This window comes from Sphingomonas zeicaulis, assembly GCF_050433225.1.
In the GTDB taxonomy this organism is placed as follows: domain Bacteria; phylum Pseudomonadota; class Alphaproteobacteria; order Sphingomonadales; family Sphingomonadaceae; genus Sphingomonas_D; species Sphingomonas_D zeicaulis.
The window spans coordinates 162,201-181,380 of sequence record NZ_JBNPXQ010000002.1 but is presented as its reverse complement, the minus strand read 5'-3'; the positions used below and the strand labels follow the sequence as shown (position 1 = coordinate 181,380).

The following is a 19,180-nucleotide window of genomic DNA, read 5'->3' as shown; positions in this document are numbered from 1 at the left end:
CCGTTCTCTCCTCGTGCTTGTTCTGGGACGCGAGCCTAGCGGGGAAGGCGCGCCTTGGGAAACCCGCCCCATGCCGCATCATAATCGGCCTGCCGCTCCGCGCAGTCGAGCGTGAAGCGTGTCGGGCGATAGGGCCAGCAAGTTTCGATCATGAACGCCATCGTGCCATCGATCCGGTGCGGCGCCAGGTCGGCAGTGCTGGCGGCTTCCCAGCTCGCCACATCCGGCCCGTGGCCTGCCATCAGATTGTGCAGGCTGAGGCCGCCGGGCGCGAAGCCCTCCGCCTTGGCATCATAGGCACCGTGGATCAGCCCCATCGCCTCGCTCATCACGTTGCGGTGGAACCAGGGGGGACGGAACGTGTCTTCCGCCACCATCCAGCGCGGCGGGAACAGCACGAAATCGGCATTGGCGCGGCCCGGCACGTCCGAGGGGCTGGTCAGCATGGTGAAGATCGACGGATCGGGATGATCGAAGCTGATCGTGCCGATCGTATTGAACCGCGCGAGATCATAGCGCCACGGCGCGAGATTGCCGTGCCACGCGACGACGTCGAGCGGGCTATGATCAAGCGCGACCGTCCACAACGATCCGAGATATTTCTGGACGAGTTCCCAGTCGCCCTCCTCATCCTCGAACCAGGCGACCGGCGTTTCAAAATCGCGGGGATTGGCGAGGCCGTTGGCGCCGATCGGTCCGAGATCGGGCAGGCGGAACAGGCTGCCGTGATTCTCGGCGACATAGCCCCGCGCTGCGCCATCTGGCAGCAATGCGCGGAAGCGCACGCCGCGTGGTACCAGCGCGACCTGACCAGGTGCGACGTCGATGCGGCCGAATTCGGTCAGCAAGGTCAGACGGCCCTGCTGCGGGATGAACAGCAATTCGCCGTCGGCATCGACGAAGCAGCGCCGCGCCATATCGGCATTGGCGCGGTAGATGTGGACCGCGACGCCTTCCAGATCGGCCGGATCGCGATTGGCCAGCATCGTCGCCATGCCGTCGATCAGGTCGGTCGGCTCGGTCGGCATCGCCAGCGGATCCCAGCGCAGCCGGTTGGGCGGCAGCGGCTCGTCGACCGTGCCCGGCGCGAACAGCGGCGCGCCCTCATAACGCCGGTAGGGGCCGTGCGCGGCGGAGGGGCGGATGCGGTAGAGCCAGCTCCGGCGATTCTCGTGGCGGGGTGCGGTGAAGGCGGTGCCGGAGAATTGCTCGGCATAGAGGCCGAAGGCCGGCCGCTGGGGCGAGTTGCGCCCCACCGGCAGCGCGCCGGGGATGGCCTCGGTGACGATGTGGTTGGCGAAACCCGGGATGTAGCTCATGGATTGCTGTTCCGCTGCGAGAGCCCCTCCCCTTCAGGGGGGGGGAAAGGGGTGGGGAAGCGGCGGCGGGGGCTCAATGCCCCCGTTGGCGCTGTTTCCGGCGTTGCCGTAAGCTCGCTTCGCTCGCCTCCCCCCAACCCCTGTTCTGAAGAGGAGGAGCTTAGTTTATTCCGCCGGAATCACGCCGCGGCGGATCTGGTCCAGTTCGATGCTCTCGAACAGGGCCTTGAAATTGCCTTCGCCGAAGCCCTGATTGCCCTTACGCTGGATGATCTCGAAGAAGATCGGGCCGACCATATTCTCGGTGAAGATCTGCAGCAGCAGGCCCTCGCCGGTCTCGGGAGAACCGTCGATCAGAATCTTGCGCGCGCGCATTTCGCCGATCGAGTGGCCATGGCCGGGCACGCGCTTGTCGATCGCCTCATAATAGGTGTCCGGCGTGTCCTGGAAGCGGACGCCGTTTGCCTTGAGCGCATCGACGGTCGCGAAGATATCGTCGGTGGTCAGCGCCAGATGCTGGATGCCCTCGCCGCGATAATCCTTGATGAATTCCTCGATCTGGCTGTGCTCGTCCTGGCTCTCGTTGAGCGGAATGCGGATCTTGTCGTCGGGCGCTGTCATCGCGCGGGAGAACAGGCCGGTCGACTTGCCCTCGATGTCGAAGTGGCGAATCTCGCGGAAGTTGAAGATCCGCTCATAATAATTGGCCCAATAGTCCATCCGGCCGCGGCGCAGATTGTGGGTCAGATGGTCGAGCGCGTGCAGGCCGACGCTGTTGTCGTTGGGCGTGGCACCGGGCACCGGCTCGAAATCGATGTCGTAGATCGTCGCCGCTCCTCGCCGGTCGACCAGATAGAGATTGGCGCCGCCGATCCCCTCTATCGCCGGGATGTTGAGTTCGGCGGGGCCGACCCGCCCCTCGACCGGCACCGCGCCGCGCTCCACCGCGATCTTCAGCGCCTGCGCGGCATCGCGCACGCGGAACGCCATCGCATTGGCCGAAGGGCCATGCGCCTCGCGGAAATCCGCGACCTGGCCAAGCGGCTCCATGTTGAGGATGAAGTTGATGTCGCCCTGCGCATAGCGGCGCACCGCTTTGGAACGGTGGGTGCCGACATGGGTGAACCCCATCGTTTCGAACAATCGGGCGAGCGCTTGGGGATCGGGACCGGTGAACTCGACGAACTCGAATCCGTCGAGCCCCATCGGGTTGTCGCGCACGTCCGACATGGCATCCTGCTCCATTGGTTTCATGTGAAACTATATACGCCCAGCAGGTTAAAACGACAAGCAGGCCGGAAAGGATTTCGACGAGCGATGTGCGGATCACGGCGAGGGGTGTCGTCAACCGCTCACGAGGAGGGTGACGCACGGCCGGCGACGCTCCCCCAACCGGATCGACATTTCAGGAATCTTCATGCGCAACCTGCTTGCCTGCACCTGCCTGACGCCGTTGGCGCTGGCCGTCGTGCCCGCCGCGGTCCAGGCCGAGACCGTCGTCGGCACCGCCCGCACCACGCCCATTTCCACCTCGACTGCCAACAACGGCGCGGCGGACAGCATCCGCATCAGCAACCAGGGTTCGGTGAAGCCGACCGGCGGGACCGCCGTCACCGCGGATTCGACGCATGCGGTGACCAACGAGGGCACCATCCAGATCACGGGCGCAAATGATGCCACCGGCATCGGCGCCGCCAACGGCGCCTCGGGCGGCATCACCAATGCCACGGGCGGCAGGATCATCATCGACGAAACCTACAGCGCGCCCGACAGCGATAGCGATGGCGACGCCGATGGTCCGTTCGCGCAGGGCAGCAACCGCGCCGGCATCGGGACCTCTGGTGCGTACACCGGCAACATCGTCAATGCCGGTGAGATCACGATCAAGGGCAACCAGTCGGCCGGCATCGCGCTGGGCGGCAGGCTGACGGGCAATCTCACCAACAGCGGCACCATCTCCGTCGTCGGCAATGACAGCGCCGGCGTCCGCGCCGGCGAGGTGAGCGGTGACGTTCGCTTTACCGGCACGATCACCGCGCAGGGCGCCAACGCGGTCGGTGTCGATCTGGCGGGCGACATCGGCGGCGCGCTGAGCTTCCAGGGCGCGATCACCGCGACCGGCTATCGCTTCCCCACCCCGCCGGCCGATCCGAGCAAGCTGGATGCGGACGATCTGTTGCAGGGCGGCGGCGCGGTGCGCATCGCCGGCAATGTCGGCGGCGGCATCCTGTTCGACGCGGCGCCGAAGGACACCAATCCCAATGATGCCGACGAGGACAAGGATGGCGTTCCTGACGCGTCCGAGGGTTCGGCCAACATCATCTCGGTCGGCTATGCGCCGGCGGTGACGATCGGTGCCACCGATCGCGACATCAGCATCGGCGCGATCGCGGGCAAGGGCGGCCACGGCCTGATCGTAAACGGCACGATCACCGGCAACGGCGCCTATGGCGGCGTCAGCGGCACCGGCATGATGATCGGCGGCAAGGGCGGCCAGGTGAACATCGCCGGCGGCATGACCGTGAATGGAGCGGTCAACGCCAATGCGGTGGGCGCGGAAGCGAACGCGATCCGCATCGCGGCGGGCGCGACCGTGCCAGTGGTCAATGTCACCGGATCGGTCGTCGCCACCGGCGGCGGCTCAGCCCAATCCTTCTCGGGCGCGATCGTGATCGATGCGGGCGCACATGTCTTCACCATCCGCAACAGCGGCCAGATCCGCGCGACGCAGAGCGGCACGGGTTATGCGGGTGCGATCATCGACCGCTCGGGCGAGGTCGACCTCGTCGAGAACAGCGGCCTGATCTCCGCCACCGGCCCGTCGCTGCCCGGCGGCCATGCGATCGCGATCGACCTCAGCAAGAATGATCGCGGCGCGATCGTCCGCCAGACCGTGGCGGCGGCGAACAGCGCAGCGGGCGGAATCGTCGGCGACATCCTGTTCGGTTCGGGCAACGACCTGCTCGACGTTGCGGACGGCACCGTCGTCGGCAATGTCCGCTTCGGCGCGGGCGCCAACCTGATGCAGCTCAGCGGTGATGCCGCCTATGCCGGCTCGGCCGTGTTCGGCAGCGGCAACGACACATTGACGCTTTCGGGCACCAGCCTGTTCGTCGGCAGCGCTGACTTCGGCGGCGGCACGGATACGCTGACGCTGAACGGCACATCGCGCTTCGCCGGCACGCTCATCGGCGGCCAGGGGCTGTCGGTGGCGATCAACGGCGCCACGTTGGCGCTGTCCAACAGCGGCAATGTCGCGCTCGCCGCGCTCACCGTCACCGGCGGCGGCACGATCGGCGTCGATATCGGCGAAAACGGCGTGAAGACGGTCTATCAGGTTGCCGGCACCGCGAACTTCGGGACGGGATCCAAGCTGGCCGTCCGCTTCGACGACATCGCCGACGCCGAGGGCCGCCACGTCTTCCTGCGCGCCGGCACGGTCCAGGGGCTGGGCAATCTCTCGACCACCGAGAACTCCCTCCCCTTCCTGTTCAAGGGCAGCCTCGCCACCACCAACACCGCCGGTGAAGTGGCGCTCGACGTCAGCCGCAAGAACGCGACCGAACTCGGCCTCAACCGGTCGCAGGCGAGCGCCTACAACGCGGTCTATGCCGCACTCTCCGACGATGACGACATCGCCGCATCCTATCTGGGCATCACCGATGGCGACCAGTTCCGGCAGACGCTGTCTCAGATGCTGCCCAACCATGCCGGCGGGCTGTTCGAATCGGTCACGCAGGGGTCTCGCGCCACCGCGCGTTTCCTCGCGGATCCCAACGCCCCTTATGCGGACATGGGCGGGTGGGGTTTCTGGCTGCAGCAGGTCGGCTGGGGCACCTCCAAGAATCTGGGCGACACCGCGGCCTATGACATCACCGGCTGGGGCGCCTCCGCCGGGGCGGACGCCAAGCTGGGCGATGCCGGCAATCTTGGCTTCTCGCTCGCCTATCTCCACGGCAAGGACAGCGACGGCCAGGTCGATAATGAGGTCAATGCCAACCAGTATGAGCTCGCGGTCTACTGGCGCCTTTCGACCGGCCGGCTGCGCGCGCACGCCCGCGGATCCTATGCCTTCATCAAGTTCGACGGCTCACGCAACTTCCTCGGCCAGGCCGACGGCAAGCCGATCGAGCGCCTCGCCGAAGCCGACTGGAACGGCAGCCTGTGGTCCGCTTCGGGCGGCGCATCCTATGAGGTCGGCTCGGGCCGCTTCACGTTGCGGCCCGCCGCGCTCGTCGAATATTATCGGCTGAGCGAGGATGGCTATACCGAAACCGGTGGCGGCAAGGCGTTCGACCTGATCGTCGACGACCGCAAGAGCGATGAACTCGCCATCTCCGGCACAATCGCCGCCGGCCTGAAGTTCGGCGGCAGCGAGGAGGATGAAGGCTGGTTCCGCGCCGAGATCGAAGGCGGCCGTCGCCAGATCGTCGGCGGATCGCTGGGCACGACCACCGCACGCTTCGCTTCGGGCGGCGACGCCTTCACCCTTACCCCCGATGAACGCACCGACGGCTGGCTTGGCCGCGTGCGCCTGATCGGCGGCAACCCCGGCTTCACCATCGGCGGCGACTTCGGCGCCGAGGAGCAGCAGGGCAAGGCTGCCATTTCCATCCGCGCGAGCCTCGGCATCAGGCTCTAGCGGACGGCGGCGCTTTCTCGTCGACCCCCACCCCCCCACACGAGGAAGCGCCGCCACCCCAATCCGGCCCCGTTCCCGGCGAAAGGCCGGAACGGGGCCGCTTTCGTGTAATTTCACGGAAGCCGCTGTTTCCTTCCGGGGCCAATTCGCTCTAAGCGCAGGTGATGCTCAGCGTTTCCGAGGCCCAGTCCCGCGTCACCGATCTCGTCTCCGCCGCGCGCCGTGCGGGCGCGGATGCCGCCGACGCGCTCTATATCTGCGACGCATCCACCGACGTGCGCATACGCCTCGGCCAGCTTGAGGATGTCGGCCGCGCGGAGGGCGAGGAGATCGGGCTCAGGCTGTTCGTCGGCCGCCGTTCCGCCAGCGTATCCTCGTCAGACCTGTCTTCCGCGGCGCTCGCCGCGCTGGTCGACCAGGCCCATGCGATGGCGCGCGAAACCCCCGAAGATCGCTATGCCGGGCTCGCCCCCGAAGAGCGGCTGATGACGGGTCCGATCGCCGACCTCGACCTCGACGATCATGCCGAACCCGAGCCCGCCTCGCTGCGCGAGGCCGCGCTGGCTGCGGAAGATGCGGCGCGCGCGGTAGCGGGCGTCACCAACAGCGAGGGTGCTGGCGCCAGCGCCAGCCGCACGCGCATCGCGCTCGCTACCTCGCACGGTTTCGCCGGCGCCTATGGCGCCAGCGGCTATGGCCTGTCGGCGAGCGTACTGGCGGGCACCGGCGGCGGCATGCAGCGCGATTATGCCTATCATTCGACGCGCCATTTGGCGGATCTCGACGCACCGGCATCGATCGGGACGCTGGCTGGCGAGCGGGCGGTGCGGCGGCTCGATCCCGGCAAGCTGGCCAGCGCGCCGATGCCGGTGGTGTTCGACCCGCGCGTGGCGCCGGGGATGATTGGGCACCTGATCGGCGCGATCACCGGATCCGCGATCAGCCGCAAGACCAGCTTCCTGCTCGACGCGCTCGACACCCAGATATTCGACAGCGCGATCACGATCGTCGACGATCCGCATCGCCGCCGCGGGCTGCGCTCCCGCGCGTTCGATGGCGAGGGGCTGCCGACCGGCGCGCGATCGCTGATTGACCGCGGCGTGCTGACCGGCTGGCTGATGGACAGCGCCTCCGCCCGCCAGCTTGGCCTGGAGCCCACCGGCCATGCGATGCGTGGCACCAGCGGCCCACCGGGGGTCGGCACCAGCAACGTCCACATGCTGGCCGGGTCGCTGACACCGCAGGCGCTGATCGCGGATATCAAGCTGGGCGTCTATGTGACCGAACTGATCGGCATGGGCGTGAACGGGGTGACGGGCGACTATAGCCGCGGCGCTTCGGGCTATCTGATCGAGGATGGTGAGATCACCGGCCCGGTCGCCGAGATCACCATCGCCGGCAATCTGCGCGACATGTTCCGCGCGCTGACTCCGGCCAACGACCTCGTCTTTCGCTACGCGACTAACACGCCCACGCTGCGCATCGACGGGATGACCGTCGCCGGTGGCTGAGACGCTGGCCGATGCCGTAGCCGCGGCCACGGCGGAAGCCGGCCGCATGGTGCATGGCCTTTGGCGCACCGAATTCCGGCGCTGGGAAAAGTCGCCCGGCCATCCGGTCTGCGACGTCGACCTTGCCGCCGATGCGCTGCTGCGGGAACGGCTCACTGCGATCGATCCGGCGGCCGGCTGGCTTTCCGAAGAGACCGTCGACGATCCCGCGCGCCTCGCGCGACGGCGGCTGTGGGTAGTCGATCCGATCGACGGCACCCGCGACTTCCTGCGCGGCCGTCCCGGCTGGGCGGTGTCGGTTGCGCTGATCGAGGATGGCCGGCCGGTGATCGGCGTGCTCGACGCGCCGGCGCGTGACGAACATTGGCGCGCCGAGTATGGTAAAGGCGCGACGCTCAACGGCGAGGCGTTGCGCGCGAGCGCGCGCGAGGTGCTGGTCGGCGCGCGCGTGCCCACGGATGCGTTGCCCAAGGTGGACAGCGATCTGATCGCGGTCGCCAAGCCCAATTCGATCGCGCTGCGCATGGCGATGGTCGCGTCGGGCGAGGCGGATCTGCTCGCCTCGCTGCGCTGGGGCGCCGAGTGGGATATCGCAGCGGCGACGCTGATCGTTGCCGAAGCCGGCGGGATCGTGACCGACGCGCTCGGCGCGCCGTTGTGCTTCAACACCCCCGGCGCGGACATGTTCGGCGTGCTGGCGACCGCGGCAGGCATCCATCACGCGGCAGTGGCGCGACTGGCCGATCGCGCCCGTGTCGCATCCGTGCGCTGATCAGGCGGGTTCGCGCAGCCGCAACCCCTCAAGCGCGGATCGCAGTTCGGGGCTGATCGCGCGATTATGCTCGGCGCCGCTGATCACCAGCGTCGCATCGCATGTGGCGACGCAACTGCCATTCTGGAATGCCGCCGCCAGCAACGACCAACTGCGCTGACCGACCGTACCGACGCCGGTGGATACGATGACATCCGCCGGAAAATGCGCTTCCTCGACATAGTTGATCGCGACCGCCGCGACGAGCCAGCGCTGTCCCGTCACCTTGTGGTGAACGAAGTTGCGGTTGAAGCGGACGCGGCCATTCTCGAAGATCGCGGCCATCGCCACATTGTTGATATGGCCGTGCGGATCGAGATCCTGAAATCGCGTCGTCACCCGCTCGGCAAACGGATAGGTCTCCACGTCCAGCCGCCAGGCTGCGGGCTTCGGCATCCTCTCGCTCCGTTCCTCTCTTACCGGAGGCACTTCGTCTTCGGTTGTCTTGTGTTGCGCAGCATTTGCGGCGGAGCAAGCTGGGAAATATGCCAAGGCCCGGCACGGTTGACGTGCCGGGCCTTTCGATAGGCAATTTGTTTTCGCGCGAGATTCGCGCCGGGGAACGGGGGAGGCGATCAGGCCGTCGCGCGGTCATTCGCGGGCGGCGGCAGGCGACGTCGGAAGCGCAGCGGTATCGATTCCATGTGGATCGGCCGTGCGACTTGCCGGGCGACGACACGCGGCCGCTCCTCACGGGCGGCGAACACGCCGTGCCGTGCGAACCAGTCCCCCATGTCCTGCCGGGAGGTGATCGCGACTACGACCGGCGCCAGAACCAGGCTGACCGCGACTGGGAGAAGCCACATCAACACGGCGCTGTCGGCCATGACCATCATCGTGGTAAAGACCGCACCCAGCACGATCTGCGGGAAATAATCGATGATCGCGCGCCAGATCGAGATGCCATCGGCTTCGCGACGCTGCGGGCGCCAGCCGCTGGCATTGCCGCGCAGGATGTCGATCACCGCCATCGTCTGCGCCAGCATGGTGATCGGCGCCATGATGACCGACAGCGGGATCTCGACCAGCATCGAGCGGACGATGCCGCCGACTCCGCCCAGCGCGGCCTGCCGGCGCGGATCCATCATCAGCCAGGCGAAGGCCATGAACTTCGGTACGAACAGCAGCACCGCGGCGAGCACCAGCGGCCAGCCCGAAGGCGTGAAGGTGGGCGAAGAAAGCCAGCCCATGCCCTGAGCGACCGTCATCAGCAGCAGCACCAGCCACATCGGCGAGGTGAGATAGGCCGAAGCGCCCATGAAGAGGTGCAAGCGGTTGATCCAGTGAAAGCCCTTGGCGTTCAGCAGGCGCATATGCTGCAGGTTGCCCTGCGCCCAGCGCCGGTCGCGGACCGAGAAGTCGCTAAGCGTCGGCGGAAATTCCTCATAGCTGCCCTCGGGCAGCATCGCCATGTGGACGGCCCAGCCCCGCCGGCGCAGCATCGCCGCCTCGACCATGTCGTGGCTCTGGATCGCGCCGCCCAGCGGCTCGCGACCCGGCAACGAGGGCAGGCCGCAGCTTTCGGCGAAGGCGCGGGTGCGGATGATCGCGTTATGGCCCCAGAAGGTCGCTTCCGATCCAGACCACCACATCAGGCCGGCGCTGGCGATCGGGCTGTAGGCAGCGGCGGCAAACTGCTGCCAGCGCGCGAACAATGTACGGCTGTTGATCACCGCCGGTATCGTCTGGATCAGGCCAACGCTGGGGTTGCGCTCCATTGCAGTCGCCAGCCGGATCATCGCCTCGCCCGTCATCAGGCTGTCGGCGTCGAGCACCAGCATATGTTCATAGGCACCGCCGAACCGCCGGATCCATTCGGCGATGTTGCCCGGCTTGCGCGCGATGTTCTTTTCGCGGCGGCGATAATAGATCGGCACCGCGCTGTCGCGCGCCAGACCGCGCCACAGCGCTTCCTCACGCTCGCCCGCGGTGGCGTTGGAGTCGCTCAGCACGAACAGATCGAACTTGTCCGTCGCTCCGGCGCGGTCGAGCATCATCGCCATCTTGCGGATGCGGCCGCCGACCTGCTCGAAATCCTCGTTATAGACCGGCAGCAGGATCGCGGTGCGGCTCTGCGGCAATTCCAGCGCGTGGCCGGCGAAGGGGGAAATCACCCCCTGGCGCCGCGACATCAGCACGACGAAGCCGAACAGCGCGTTGACGAAGCCGAAGGCGATCCAGCAGAACAGGCTGAAGATCAGCACAAACAGCACCACATCGACAGCAGTCGCGCCATCGGGGCCGATCGGACGGACCATCTCGGTAGCGGCGAGCAGGCCGATGATCAATGTGGCGAGAACCACCAGCAGGCGGCGGCCGAGCATACCGCGCTGCGACACGATGCGGCCGCCGGTAGAGGGCCGCTCCGCGAAAGACTGCGTCGGCATGTCCAGCGAGGATTCGGGCGGAAGTGGGCGCGGGCCGAGCGCGCTGACGCGGTCGTGGGCTTCGGCGCCAGTCATGGCTTTTTCGGTCATGGCTTCACTCAAGGCTCGATCCGATCGACTGTTCTCGGGCTGCCCCCGAAGGCATCCTTCCCTAAGATATTGTCGCTATTGGCCATCATGAGATGGCGGCCTACCTAACTGCCGGCGCCGCTGGACCGTTCCACAGCGCTGCTTGCAAATATCGAAACCTTACGCCAGCGTGTAAAGCCAAGTCTCGGTGATCGGCCGGTTTCCGAGGTTCAGGCAGGCGCGGACTTCCACCGCATCGTCGCCGGAACGTTGTATATCCAAGACGAAGCGCCAGATTTTCGTGCGGCCGTCCACCTTGTAGCTGCCGATGTTGACCGCCCTGCCGCCCTTGATCGCCACATCCGGCTTGACCGGCGAGCGATAGGTGAGCCCCGCAATCGCATCGCCCTCGAAATCGACGACGAACTTGTGGATGCCAGGCTCCGGCGGCTTGCCAGGTATATTGCCCTGCCCCCGCCAGAATTCAACCGCACGGGCCACATCCAGCCGTTCGGGCTCGCCGCCGATCCAGCGCAGACGATAATCATAGGAAAGGCGCTGGCCGGCTGTGGGCGCCGCCGCCGGCGTCCAGAACGCGGCGACATTGTCATTATATTCACTGTCGGTTGGGAACTGGAACAGCGTCACCGCGCCACGGCCCCATTTACCGCGCGGTTCGATCCATAGGCTGGGCCGCTTTTCGTAGAACACCGCGTCGTCCTGATAATGGTCGAACGCGCGGTCACGCTGCAGCAGCCCGAAGCCGCGCGGATCCTCGTCGGCGAAGCTGTTGGTCAACGGTCGATCGGGGTTGGCGAGTGGCCGCCACAGCCGCTCGCCCTTTCCGGTGCGGATTGCCAGCCCATCCGAATCATGCACCTCGGGCCGCCAGTCGAGCGCCTTGGCGCGATCGCCCTCTCCGTACCAGAACATGCTGGTCAACGGTGCCACCCCCAACTGGGCGACGCCCCGGCGCATGAACAGCACCGAGCTGACATCCTGCACCATCGCGTCGCTCTCCTTCGCGTTCACGAAGCGATAGGCGCCGGTGACGCTGGGGCTGTCGAGCAGCGCATAGACGGTGAGATGTTCCGGATCGGCGCCGCGTTCAAGCCAGAAGTCGGTGAATTCGGGGAATTCCTCCGGCCGCGATGTGCCGGTATCGATCGCCAGCCCGCGCGCGGACAGGCCATATTGGTGCAGCGGGCCCGCAGTACGGAAGTAGGAGGCGCCCTGGAAAGCGAGCCAGTCTCCGCGACCGCCGGGATTCATCACGCGAAACCCCGAAAAGCCGCCGCGATCGCCGATCGCGGTGAGCGGGTGGCCGCGCGGCACGGTGTAGAGGGAGGGACTATAGGCTATCTTCCGCGCCCGGCCCTTCTCGACCACCGCCATGCCGATCCGCCGCCGCGCGCCGCCGGTGTTGGGGAAGAAGCGAACCCCGGCATCCCCCCACAATGTCTTTTCAGGCCGGTACTGGACCTGGTTGGCGACGTCGTAGACGATCTTTTCAAGCTCGGCCGGCCCCCGCGGCGGCGCCTGCCACGGGCGGCGCGCCAGCGCCTGGGCGCGCTGCTGCAGCAGGTCCCAACTGAACGGTTCTCCACCACCCTGCATTACGGGTTGCGCGCTGGAGCGCCCCGCCATGAGCAGCCCCGCCAGCCCGGCCATCGTCTCGCGTCGTGTCGGCACGCACTCACCTCGTTCTTCACCCGGAACGGGCCTTAAACAATGGGGACGCGGCTTTGCTCCCGCAAGCGTGGTGGTGCGTTGCACGCCGAGCGATTAGGAGAAGCGCATGACCGACGTCCGCCTCGCCCTCGATGCCCGCGCCACCCTCGGTGAAGGCCCCCGCTGGCACGCCGCCGAGCAGCGCCTCTATTGGGTCGACATTGCCCGCAACGAGCTTCACCGCTTCGATCCCGCGACGGGTATCGACGAGATGCGCCGTTTCGACGCACCTGTCGGCTGCTTCGCGTTCCGCCGGGGCGGCGGACTGGTGCTGGCGATGGCCGATGGTTGTGCGACGATCGCCGATTTCGACGCGCCGCCGGTGCCGTTCGGTGATCAGGTACTGAAGGATCTGCCCGACTATCGCTTCAACGACGGGCGCACCGACGCCGCCGGCCGTTTCTGGGCGGGCAGCGTCGACTCCGCCAAGGCAAGCCATGATGCGACGCTCTACCGCATCGATCCGGACGGTCGCATCACCGCGATCGAAGGCGGGATGCTGACCTGCAATGCCGCCGCATTCAGCGCGGATGGGCGGTTGTTCATGCATGCCGACACCCCGACACATGCGCTGCGCGCCTATGATGTGGTCGACGGCGCGCTTACCAACCGCCGGCTCTTCCACCAGTTTCCGATGGGCCAGGGCCGGCCGGACGGCGGCTCTTTCGATGCAGCGGGCTATTATTGGAGCGCTTTGTTCGATGGCGGCCGCGTGGTGCGGCTGTCACCCGCAGGAGAGATTGTCGCTGAGGTGGTGCTGACCGTCAGCCGGCCGACGATGATCGTTTTCGGCGGGCCGGCGTTGAAGACCGCCTATGTCACGACCGCGAGCAGCGGGCTGAGCAACACCGAGCGCGTTGCCCAGCCGGCCGCCGGCGGCATTTTCGCATTCGACGTTGAGGTTCCGGGGTTGCCGGAGCATCCGTTCGGCTGAGATGAGGTCCTCCCCGGCGCAACGCCGGGGAGGACAGGTCGTCAGAACCGGCTGCGCAGCGTCACGCCATAGGTGCGCGGCTCCGCCAGGAAGCTTGAGAAGAGCTGGTTCGCGGTGGTGCCGAAAGCGGCGGTTTGCGCGATCGTGCCGGCGCCCTGGAACGGCGTGTTGAACGCGACCTGCTGATACTTCTCGCTGAAGATGTTCTGGCCCCAGAACTCCAGCGCCCAGATCTCGTCGCGACCGCGCAGACCGATGCGGGCGTTGACCACCACGAAGCCGTCCTGCGCCTTTTCGGGGAACAGGTCCGATCCGGTGTTGTAGCGCGAGCTGTAGCGCCCATCGACATAGACGAGACCGCTGAGGCCGCTGCTGCCGATATCCGGCGTCCAGGCGATCGAGCCGGTCGCGACATGCTTGGGCGCGTTCGAAAGCTGCGCATCGGGCAGCAGGAACAGCGCGTTGCTGAGCGCCTCGCCATCCGAGCTGCCGACCAGGTTCCTGCGATAATGCGTGTCGGAATAGGTGTAGCCTGCCGTCAGCGCGAGACCGCGCATGGGATAGACCGAGGCTTCGAGTTCGACGCCTTGCGAGATCACGCCGGCCTTGGTCTTGCCGGGGCAGGCCCCGGTGGTCGAACTGTTGTCCATGTCGGCGCCGCCCAGATCGTCGTCGCACGACGCGATGTTCTGGACGATGAAGATCGATCCGTTGAACGTGTTGAGCTGGAAGGTCTTGAATTCCTGACGGAAGGCCGCTGCATTCAGGTTGAAGACCCGACCGTTATATTTGAAGCCGATTTCATAGGCATCGACCTTTTCCGGCTCGAAGCGCAGACCCACCGCATCGGCATTGCTGCGCGGGGAGAACACGCCGTTGATCCCGCCCAGGTCGGATCGGTCCAGGTTGTAGCCGCCCGCCTTGTAGCCCTTCGAATAGCTGGCGTAGGTCAGCAGTTGCGGAGTGGGTTTCCACGAGAGTACGGCGGTGCCGGTCCATTCGCTGTCGCTGAAACCGTCTTCGAGATCGAGGCCGTTCAGCGTCACGCTCGAATTGCCGGTGCAGCTCAACGTCACGATGCCGCCCGCGATGGCGCCGAGCTGGGGGTTGGTAAGCAGCGGGCCGAGCGCCGCCTGCTGCGCCGGACAGACCGTGTTGTTGTTGTCGAACGACGCGTCCAGCTCCTTCTTCTCGTGCGTGTAGCGCGCGCCGATCGTGATGCTGACGGTGTCGGTGATGTCGAAGATATTGTGGGTGAAGAATGCGTAATTCTCGCTGAGCTGGTCATAGACCGCGCGCCGGTCACCCATGTCGTTGATCGTGCTGAGACGATCGATACTCCCGAGGATCAGCGGGGCGGCGGGGCCCAGCGCCGCGCCGAGTGCGCCGCGGCCGGTGGGGCTGAGGCAGCCCGGTGCCGCCGGATTGCGCAATGCTGCCAGCGGGTTGATCGTCGCAACGATGCGGCAGGCGGCGAAGGCGCCATATTGCGTGCCGAACTTGAAATTGTCGACGAGCTGCAATTTCTCATGGCCGTAATAGCCTCCGACCAGCCAGTCGAGCTTGTCGTCGAACGCGGTGCCCTGCAGCCGCAATTCCTGCGTGAAGGTGCGGAAGCGGCGATAAGCGTTGCCGTCATCGGCGCGGTAGGCGATGTCGACGTTCGAATAATCGACGTCGCCCGCACCGCCCGACTTGTAGTAGCGGTAGGCGGTGATCGAGGTCAGCGAGGCGCCGCCGAAATCATAGTTCAGTTCGCCCGACAGGCCATAATCGCGGGTGACATTCGAAAACGTCCGCCCCGGCGTCACCGCGACGTCGCGGTCATAGGGATCCTGCGGCGGATAGGTGACGATGCCGCCCAGACTGCGCAGCACGTCGACGATGCGGTTGTTCGGGCTGAGCTGTACCGCGCCATCGGTGTTGAAGCCCGGCGTCGTCGGATTGGCGGTCGGATCGATGCTTTCCTTGGTCGCGACATAGACCGCGCCGCAGCAGCTCTCGTCACGATAGGTATAGTCGCCGATCAGCCGGAAACTCAGCGCATCGGTCGGCTCGAACAGCAATTGGCCGCGCACGAAGATGCGATCGCGATCGTTGACGCGACCTTCGCTACCGCCGCCCTGCGTCACATTCTCGTAGAAGCCGTCGCGCTTGACATAGACCATGTCGAACCGGCCCGCGATGGTTTCGCTCAGCGCGCCGGTAACGCCGGCGGCGAGGCGCAGGAAATCATAGTTGCCGTAGGTCGCCTCGGCCATGCCGCTGGTTTCGAACGACGGCTTCTTGCTGACGATGTTGATGAGACCGGCGGACGCGTTGCGACCGAACAAGGTGCCCTGCGGGCCACGCAGCACCTCGACACGTTCGATCTCGCCCAGTTCGTTGAGGCCGGAACCGGTGCGCGAGCGATAGACGCCGTCGATGAACACCGCGACCGAGCTTTCGAGGCCGGGATTGTCACCCACCGTGCCGATGCCGCGGATTCGTGCCGAGCCATTGGCTTCCGAGCCGGTCGACGACACCAGCAACGAGGGGGCCAACTGATTGAGCGAGCGGATGTCCGACGCGCCCGAATTCTGCAGCGCTTCCGCGGTAACCGCGGAAACCGCGATCGGCACGTCGGCCAGCGCCTCGCTGCGGCGGGTGGCGGTGACGATGATGTCGTTGCCGAATTCCGGCGCTGGCTGGTCGGCCGCAGACGGCTGGGCGGAGCCGGTTTCTTGAGCCAGGGCGGGGGACGCTAGGGCGCACAGGGCTGCTGACAGCAGCCATGCTGTTTTCGGCATCTCTCTCTCCTCACTGTCAACGTCGGTTCATGTCCGATCGTCTGATTTTGTGCGCCGATCATATGGGTTTCCGTTCACGTCATCTAGTCAGGTGAACAGAAAAACTTGAGCATTTCTGCGGGTTCGCGGCATTTCTGCAACAGCCATCCGTCGAACATCGTATCCGCCTTGCGAACGACGTTACGGAAAGCTGTAGTTGCTGCATCGCACATCGAAACGTCATCGGGAGGATCAAGGCAATGGGCGTCACCGGCATTGGCGGGCTGTTCTTCCGATCGCGCAATCCGGACGCGCTCAGCGCCTGGTATCGCACGCATCTTGGCATCGGTGCTGGCTGCGATTCGAGCGGCTTGGGCGAATCATCCCAATGGTATTGGCAGCAGGCGGGTGGCCCCACCGTGTTCGCGCCGTTCAAGGCTGATACGGACTATTTCGCCGCCGACCGCCAGTTCATGATCAACCTGCGTGTCGACGGGCTGGATGCATTGCTCGAAACGCTACGCGGCGCTGACATCGCGATCATCACCAAGCCGGAGTGGGACGATCCTTCGGTCGGTCGCTTCGCGCGGATCCATGATCCCGAAGGCAATGCCATCGAATTGTGGGAGCCGCCGGCCGGGTGACCGATCTCACTGATCCAGCGCGCCGAAACGGGCAAAGCATCGTTGTGATCCTGAAGGAGCCGGGAATGATCGACGACCACCGCCGGATGCGTGCAGCGCTCGACGCGATGCGGATCGAACCGGAAGGCGCACGCATGCGCTTCACCGATCGGCTGGCCCGCGAAAATGGCTGGTCGCGGACATTCGCGGCGGCGGTGATGACCGAATACCGCCGTTTCCTGTTCCTGGCCGCCACCGCCGACCATGCGGTGACCCCGTCCGACGCGGTCGACCAGGCCTGGCATCTCCACCTCGCCTATAGCCGCCACTATTGGAACGAACTGTGCGGGCAGATTTTGGGCAAGCCGCTGCACCATGGGCCCACCGCAGGGGGCAGCGACGAGGATCGTCGCTATCGCGACCAGTACCAGGCAACACTCGATGCCTATCGCACAGCGTTCGGTGACACGCCGCCGCGAGAAATCTGGCCGCCGGTCGAGGAGCGTTTCCGCCCCGCCCGCTTCGAGCGTGTCGATCGATCGCGCCACTGGCTGCTGCCCCGTCGCCCGGCGCAGGCCGCGTTGCTGGTGCCACTGGTCGCGGGTTGCACGCTGATCTCTACCGGTTCAGGCGGACCGGGCCCGTCGATCACCATCAGCCCCTTCCTGTTCGTCATGCTGATCATCGTCGCCGTGTTCATCGCCATCCGCCGATCGGATCGGCACGGACGCCGGCGCCGCCGGGGCGGCTCGGACGATGGCTGCGGATCCGACAGCAGCAGTGACTCGAGCAGCGATGGCGATTCCGGATGCAGCAGCGGCTGCGGCGGCGGAGGGTGCGGCGGCGGCGGGGACTGATCCCGCTCTCGCCTGATCGCCCGCGAGCGGCTATGGCGCCCGCCATGCAGCGCCTCGCCATCTACGACATGGACAAGACGATCACGCGCAAGCCGACGTGGCAACCTTTCCTCAACCACGCTGTCGCGCGCAGCGCGCCGTGGCGTTTCCTGCTCTATCCGCTGCTGCTGGCGCCGCTCGTCGCTTATGCCGCCAAACGGATCGACCGCGGCCGGCTGAAGGAAATATCGCAACGCCTGTTGCTCGGCCCGCACATCAGCGCCGCGCGCGTTGCGCCGTTGGTCGAGGGTTTCGCGCAACGCACCGTCGCAGCGAACATCCACCCGGGCGCGCTGGCGCAGATCGCGGCGGACAAGGCGGCCGGCCATCGGCTGGTACTCGCGACTGCATCCTACCGACTCTATGCCGAACCGATCGCCCGTGAACTGGGCTTCGACGACGTCATCGCAACGGGCACGCTCGCCGGTCTCGACGCGCGCGTCCACGCCCGGATCGACGGCGAGAATTGCTACGGCCCCGCCAAGCTGCGCATGATCGAGGCATGGATGGATGCGGAGAGCATCGCCCGCGCCGACTGCCATGTCCGCTTCTATTCGGATCATGCCTCGGACGCGCCGGTGCTCGAATGGGCCGACGAGCCGTTCGCTGTCAACGCCCATGCCCCGCTGCGCCGGCTCGCCGAGACGCGCGGATGGCCGCTGCTCGCCTGGCACTGAGCCCGCTCAGCGTCTTCGGGCACCCCGTCGCAGCAGGCCGGGCGCCCAGCGCGCCACGAAGCCGAGGCGACGGGCGGTCTTGCCGACCAGCAGATGCACCCTGTTGCCCGCCGCCACGCGCCAAACCGCTTCCGCGACCTGCTGCACAGGGGTGAATTCCAGCCCCTGTGCGCGTACCCTGTCGCGCGCGGTGGCGTTCGAGCCGGCGATGCCGGCATCGAGCAATGGCGTATCGATGAAGCTCGGCATGATCGATCGCACCCTTATGCCGCGCGGCGCCCATTCGAGTTCGAGCGCCTCGGTCAGCCCCCGCACCGCGAATTTGGACGCGGCATAGACCGCCAGCCCCGGCATTCCATAGATGCCCGCTGCCGATCCGGTGTTAACCAGCGCCGAGCCCGGGGTCCCGGCGAGCAACGGCAAACCCGCGCGTGCACCGTAGATCACCCCCAATATGTTGATCTGCACCAGCCGCTCGATCGCCTCCGGGCTGGTCGCGTCTAGCGCGCCACCGAGCGCTAGACCCGCATTGTTGAACAGCAGGTCGAGCCGGCCGCCGGAGGTTGATGCGAAGGTACCGAGCGCTCGGTCCCATTGCCGGGGATCCCGCACGTCCATCGCATGGCAGCTATATGATCCTTCGGGCAGCAGCGCGGCGGTTTCCGCCATGCCCCGTTCGTCGATATCGCCCAGCCCCACCAGCCAGCCACGCGCGGCGAAAAGACGTGCGGTCGCACGGCCGATGCCCGATCCGCCACCGCTGATGAAGATCGCCCTGCGCTCGGTCATTGCCTGCACCCTCCTGACGAAGC

The 19,180-nt window shown here is 66.4% G+C and carries 14 protein-coding genes; 7 read left to right on the top strand and 7 right to left on the bottom strand.

The features are described 5' to 3' along the window. Positions 1-35: 35 nt before the first annotated feature. The gene (gene hmgA, locus FHS96_RS10000) at positions 36-1,319 is read right to left on the bottom strand and encodes a homogentisate 1,2-dioxygenase (RefSeq protein ID WP_429590224.1); all 1,284 of its coding nucleotides are present in this window, start codon (positions 1,317-1,319) and stop codon (positions 36-38) included. 165 nt (positions 1,320-1,484) lie between these two features. Continuing rightward, positions 1,485-2,549 (bottom strand): 4-hydroxyphenylpyruvate dioxygenase, encoded by a 1,065-nt coding sequence (gene hppD / locus FHS96_RS09995; RefSeq protein ID WP_429590222.1) that lies wholly within the window; start codon positions 2,547-2,549, stop codon positions 1,485-1,487. 187 nt (positions 2,550-2,736) lie between these two features. On the opposite strand from hppD, the gene FHS96_RS09990 reads away from it, so the two are divergent. The 3 genes from FHS96_RS09990 to FHS96_RS09980 all read left to right on the top strand — a co-directional run bounded on the left by FHS96_RS09990 (position 2,737) and on the right by FHS96_RS09980 (position 8,244). Further along, positions 2,737-5,961 carry an autotransporter outer membrane beta-barrel domain-containing protein gene (locus FHS96_RS09990; RefSeq protein ID WP_429590219.1) on the top strand — a complete coding sequence of 1,075 codons (3,225 nt, stop codon included), beginning with the start codon at positions 2,737-2,739 and terminating at the stop codon, positions 5,959-5,961. 164 nt (positions 5,962-6,125) lie between these two features. Then, complete coding sequence (locus FHS96_RS09985; protein ID WP_429590216.1) at positions 6,126-7,472, top strand: TldD/PmbA family protein; 1,347 nt, start codon at positions 6,126-6,128, stop codon at positions 7,470-7,472. Further along, positions 7,465-8,244 (top strand): 3'(2'),5'-bisphosphate nucleotidase CysQ, encoded by a 780-nt coding sequence (locus FHS96_RS09980; RefSeq protein WP_429590213.1) that lies wholly within the window; start codon positions 7,465-7,467, stop codon positions 8,242-8,244. The genes FHS96_RS09985 and FHS96_RS09980 overlap by 8 nt, the downstream gene beginning before the upstream one ends. Here the strand turns inward: FHS96_RS09980 and FHS96_RS09975 are convergent, their stop codons facing one another. The 3 genes from FHS96_RS09975 to FHS96_RS09965 form a co-directional block, all read right to left on the bottom strand. Further along, positions 8,245-8,679, bottom strand: coding sequence for an acyl-CoA thioesterase (locus tag FHS96_RS09975; RefSeq protein WP_429590210.1), 435 nt, complete (start codon positions 8,677-8,679; stop codon positions 8,245-8,247). 179 nt (positions 8,680-8,858) lie between these two features. Further along, complete coding sequence (gene mdoH / locus FHS96_RS09970) at positions 8,859-10,760, bottom strand: glucans biosynthesis glucosyltransferase MdoH (protein ID WP_429590207.1); 1,902 nt, start codon at positions 10,758-10,760, stop codon at positions 8,859-8,861. 159 nt (positions 10,761-10,919) lie between these two features. Next, a complete protein-coding gene (locus tag FHS96_RS09965; RefSeq protein WP_429590204.1) occupies positions 10,920-12,431 on the bottom strand; it encodes an OpgD/OpgG family glucan biosynthesis protein in 1,512 nt (503 codons plus the stop codon). 106 nt (positions 12,432-12,537) lie between these two features. Between FHS96_RS09965 and FHS96_RS09960 the strand changes: the two genes are divergently transcribed. Continuing rightward, positions 12,538-13,404, top strand: a complete 867-nt coding sequence (locus FHS96_RS09960) for an SMP-30/gluconolactonase/LRE family protein (RefSeq protein WP_429590201.1) — start codon at positions 12,538-12,540, stop codon at positions 13,402-13,404. Between the two features lie 41 nt (positions 13,405-13,445). On the opposite strand, the gene FHS96_RS09955 is transcribed toward FHS96_RS09960, so the two are convergent. After that, entirely contained in the window at positions 13,446-16,193 is a 2,748-nt protein-coding gene (locus FHS96_RS09955; RefSeq protein WP_429590198.1) for a TonB-dependent receptor, read from the bottom strand. A 239-nt stretch (positions 16,194-16,432) separates the two neighbouring features. Between FHS96_RS09955 and FHS96_RS09950 the strand changes: the two genes are divergently transcribed. The 3 genes from FHS96_RS09950 to FHS96_RS09940 all read left to right on the top strand — a co-directional run bounded on the left by FHS96_RS09950 (position 16,433) and on the right by FHS96_RS09940 (position 18,368). Then, positions 16,433-16,816, top strand: a complete 384-nt coding sequence (locus FHS96_RS09950; RefSeq protein ID WP_429590195.1) for a VOC family protein — start codon at positions 16,433-16,435, stop codon at positions 16,814-16,816. A gap of 65 nt (positions 16,817-16,881) precedes the next feature. After that, positions 16,882-17,652, top strand: a complete 771-nt coding sequence (locus FHS96_RS09945) for a glycine-rich domain-containing protein (RefSeq protein WP_429590192.1) — start codon at positions 16,882-16,884, stop codon at positions 17,650-17,652. Between the two features lie 44 nt (positions 17,653-17,696). After that, entirely contained in the window at positions 17,697-18,368 is a 672-nt protein-coding gene (locus tag FHS96_RS09940) for an HAD family hydrolase (protein ID WP_429590189.1), read from the top strand. Between the two features lie 6 nt (positions 18,369-18,374). On the opposite strand, the gene FHS96_RS09935 is transcribed toward FHS96_RS09940, so the two are convergent. After that, positions 18,375-19,157 (bottom strand): SDR family oxidoreductase, encoded by a 783-nt coding sequence (locus FHS96_RS09935; RefSeq protein WP_429590186.1) that lies wholly within the window; start codon positions 19,155-19,157, stop codon positions 18,375-18,377. Positions 19,158-19,180 lie beyond the last annotated feature (23 nt).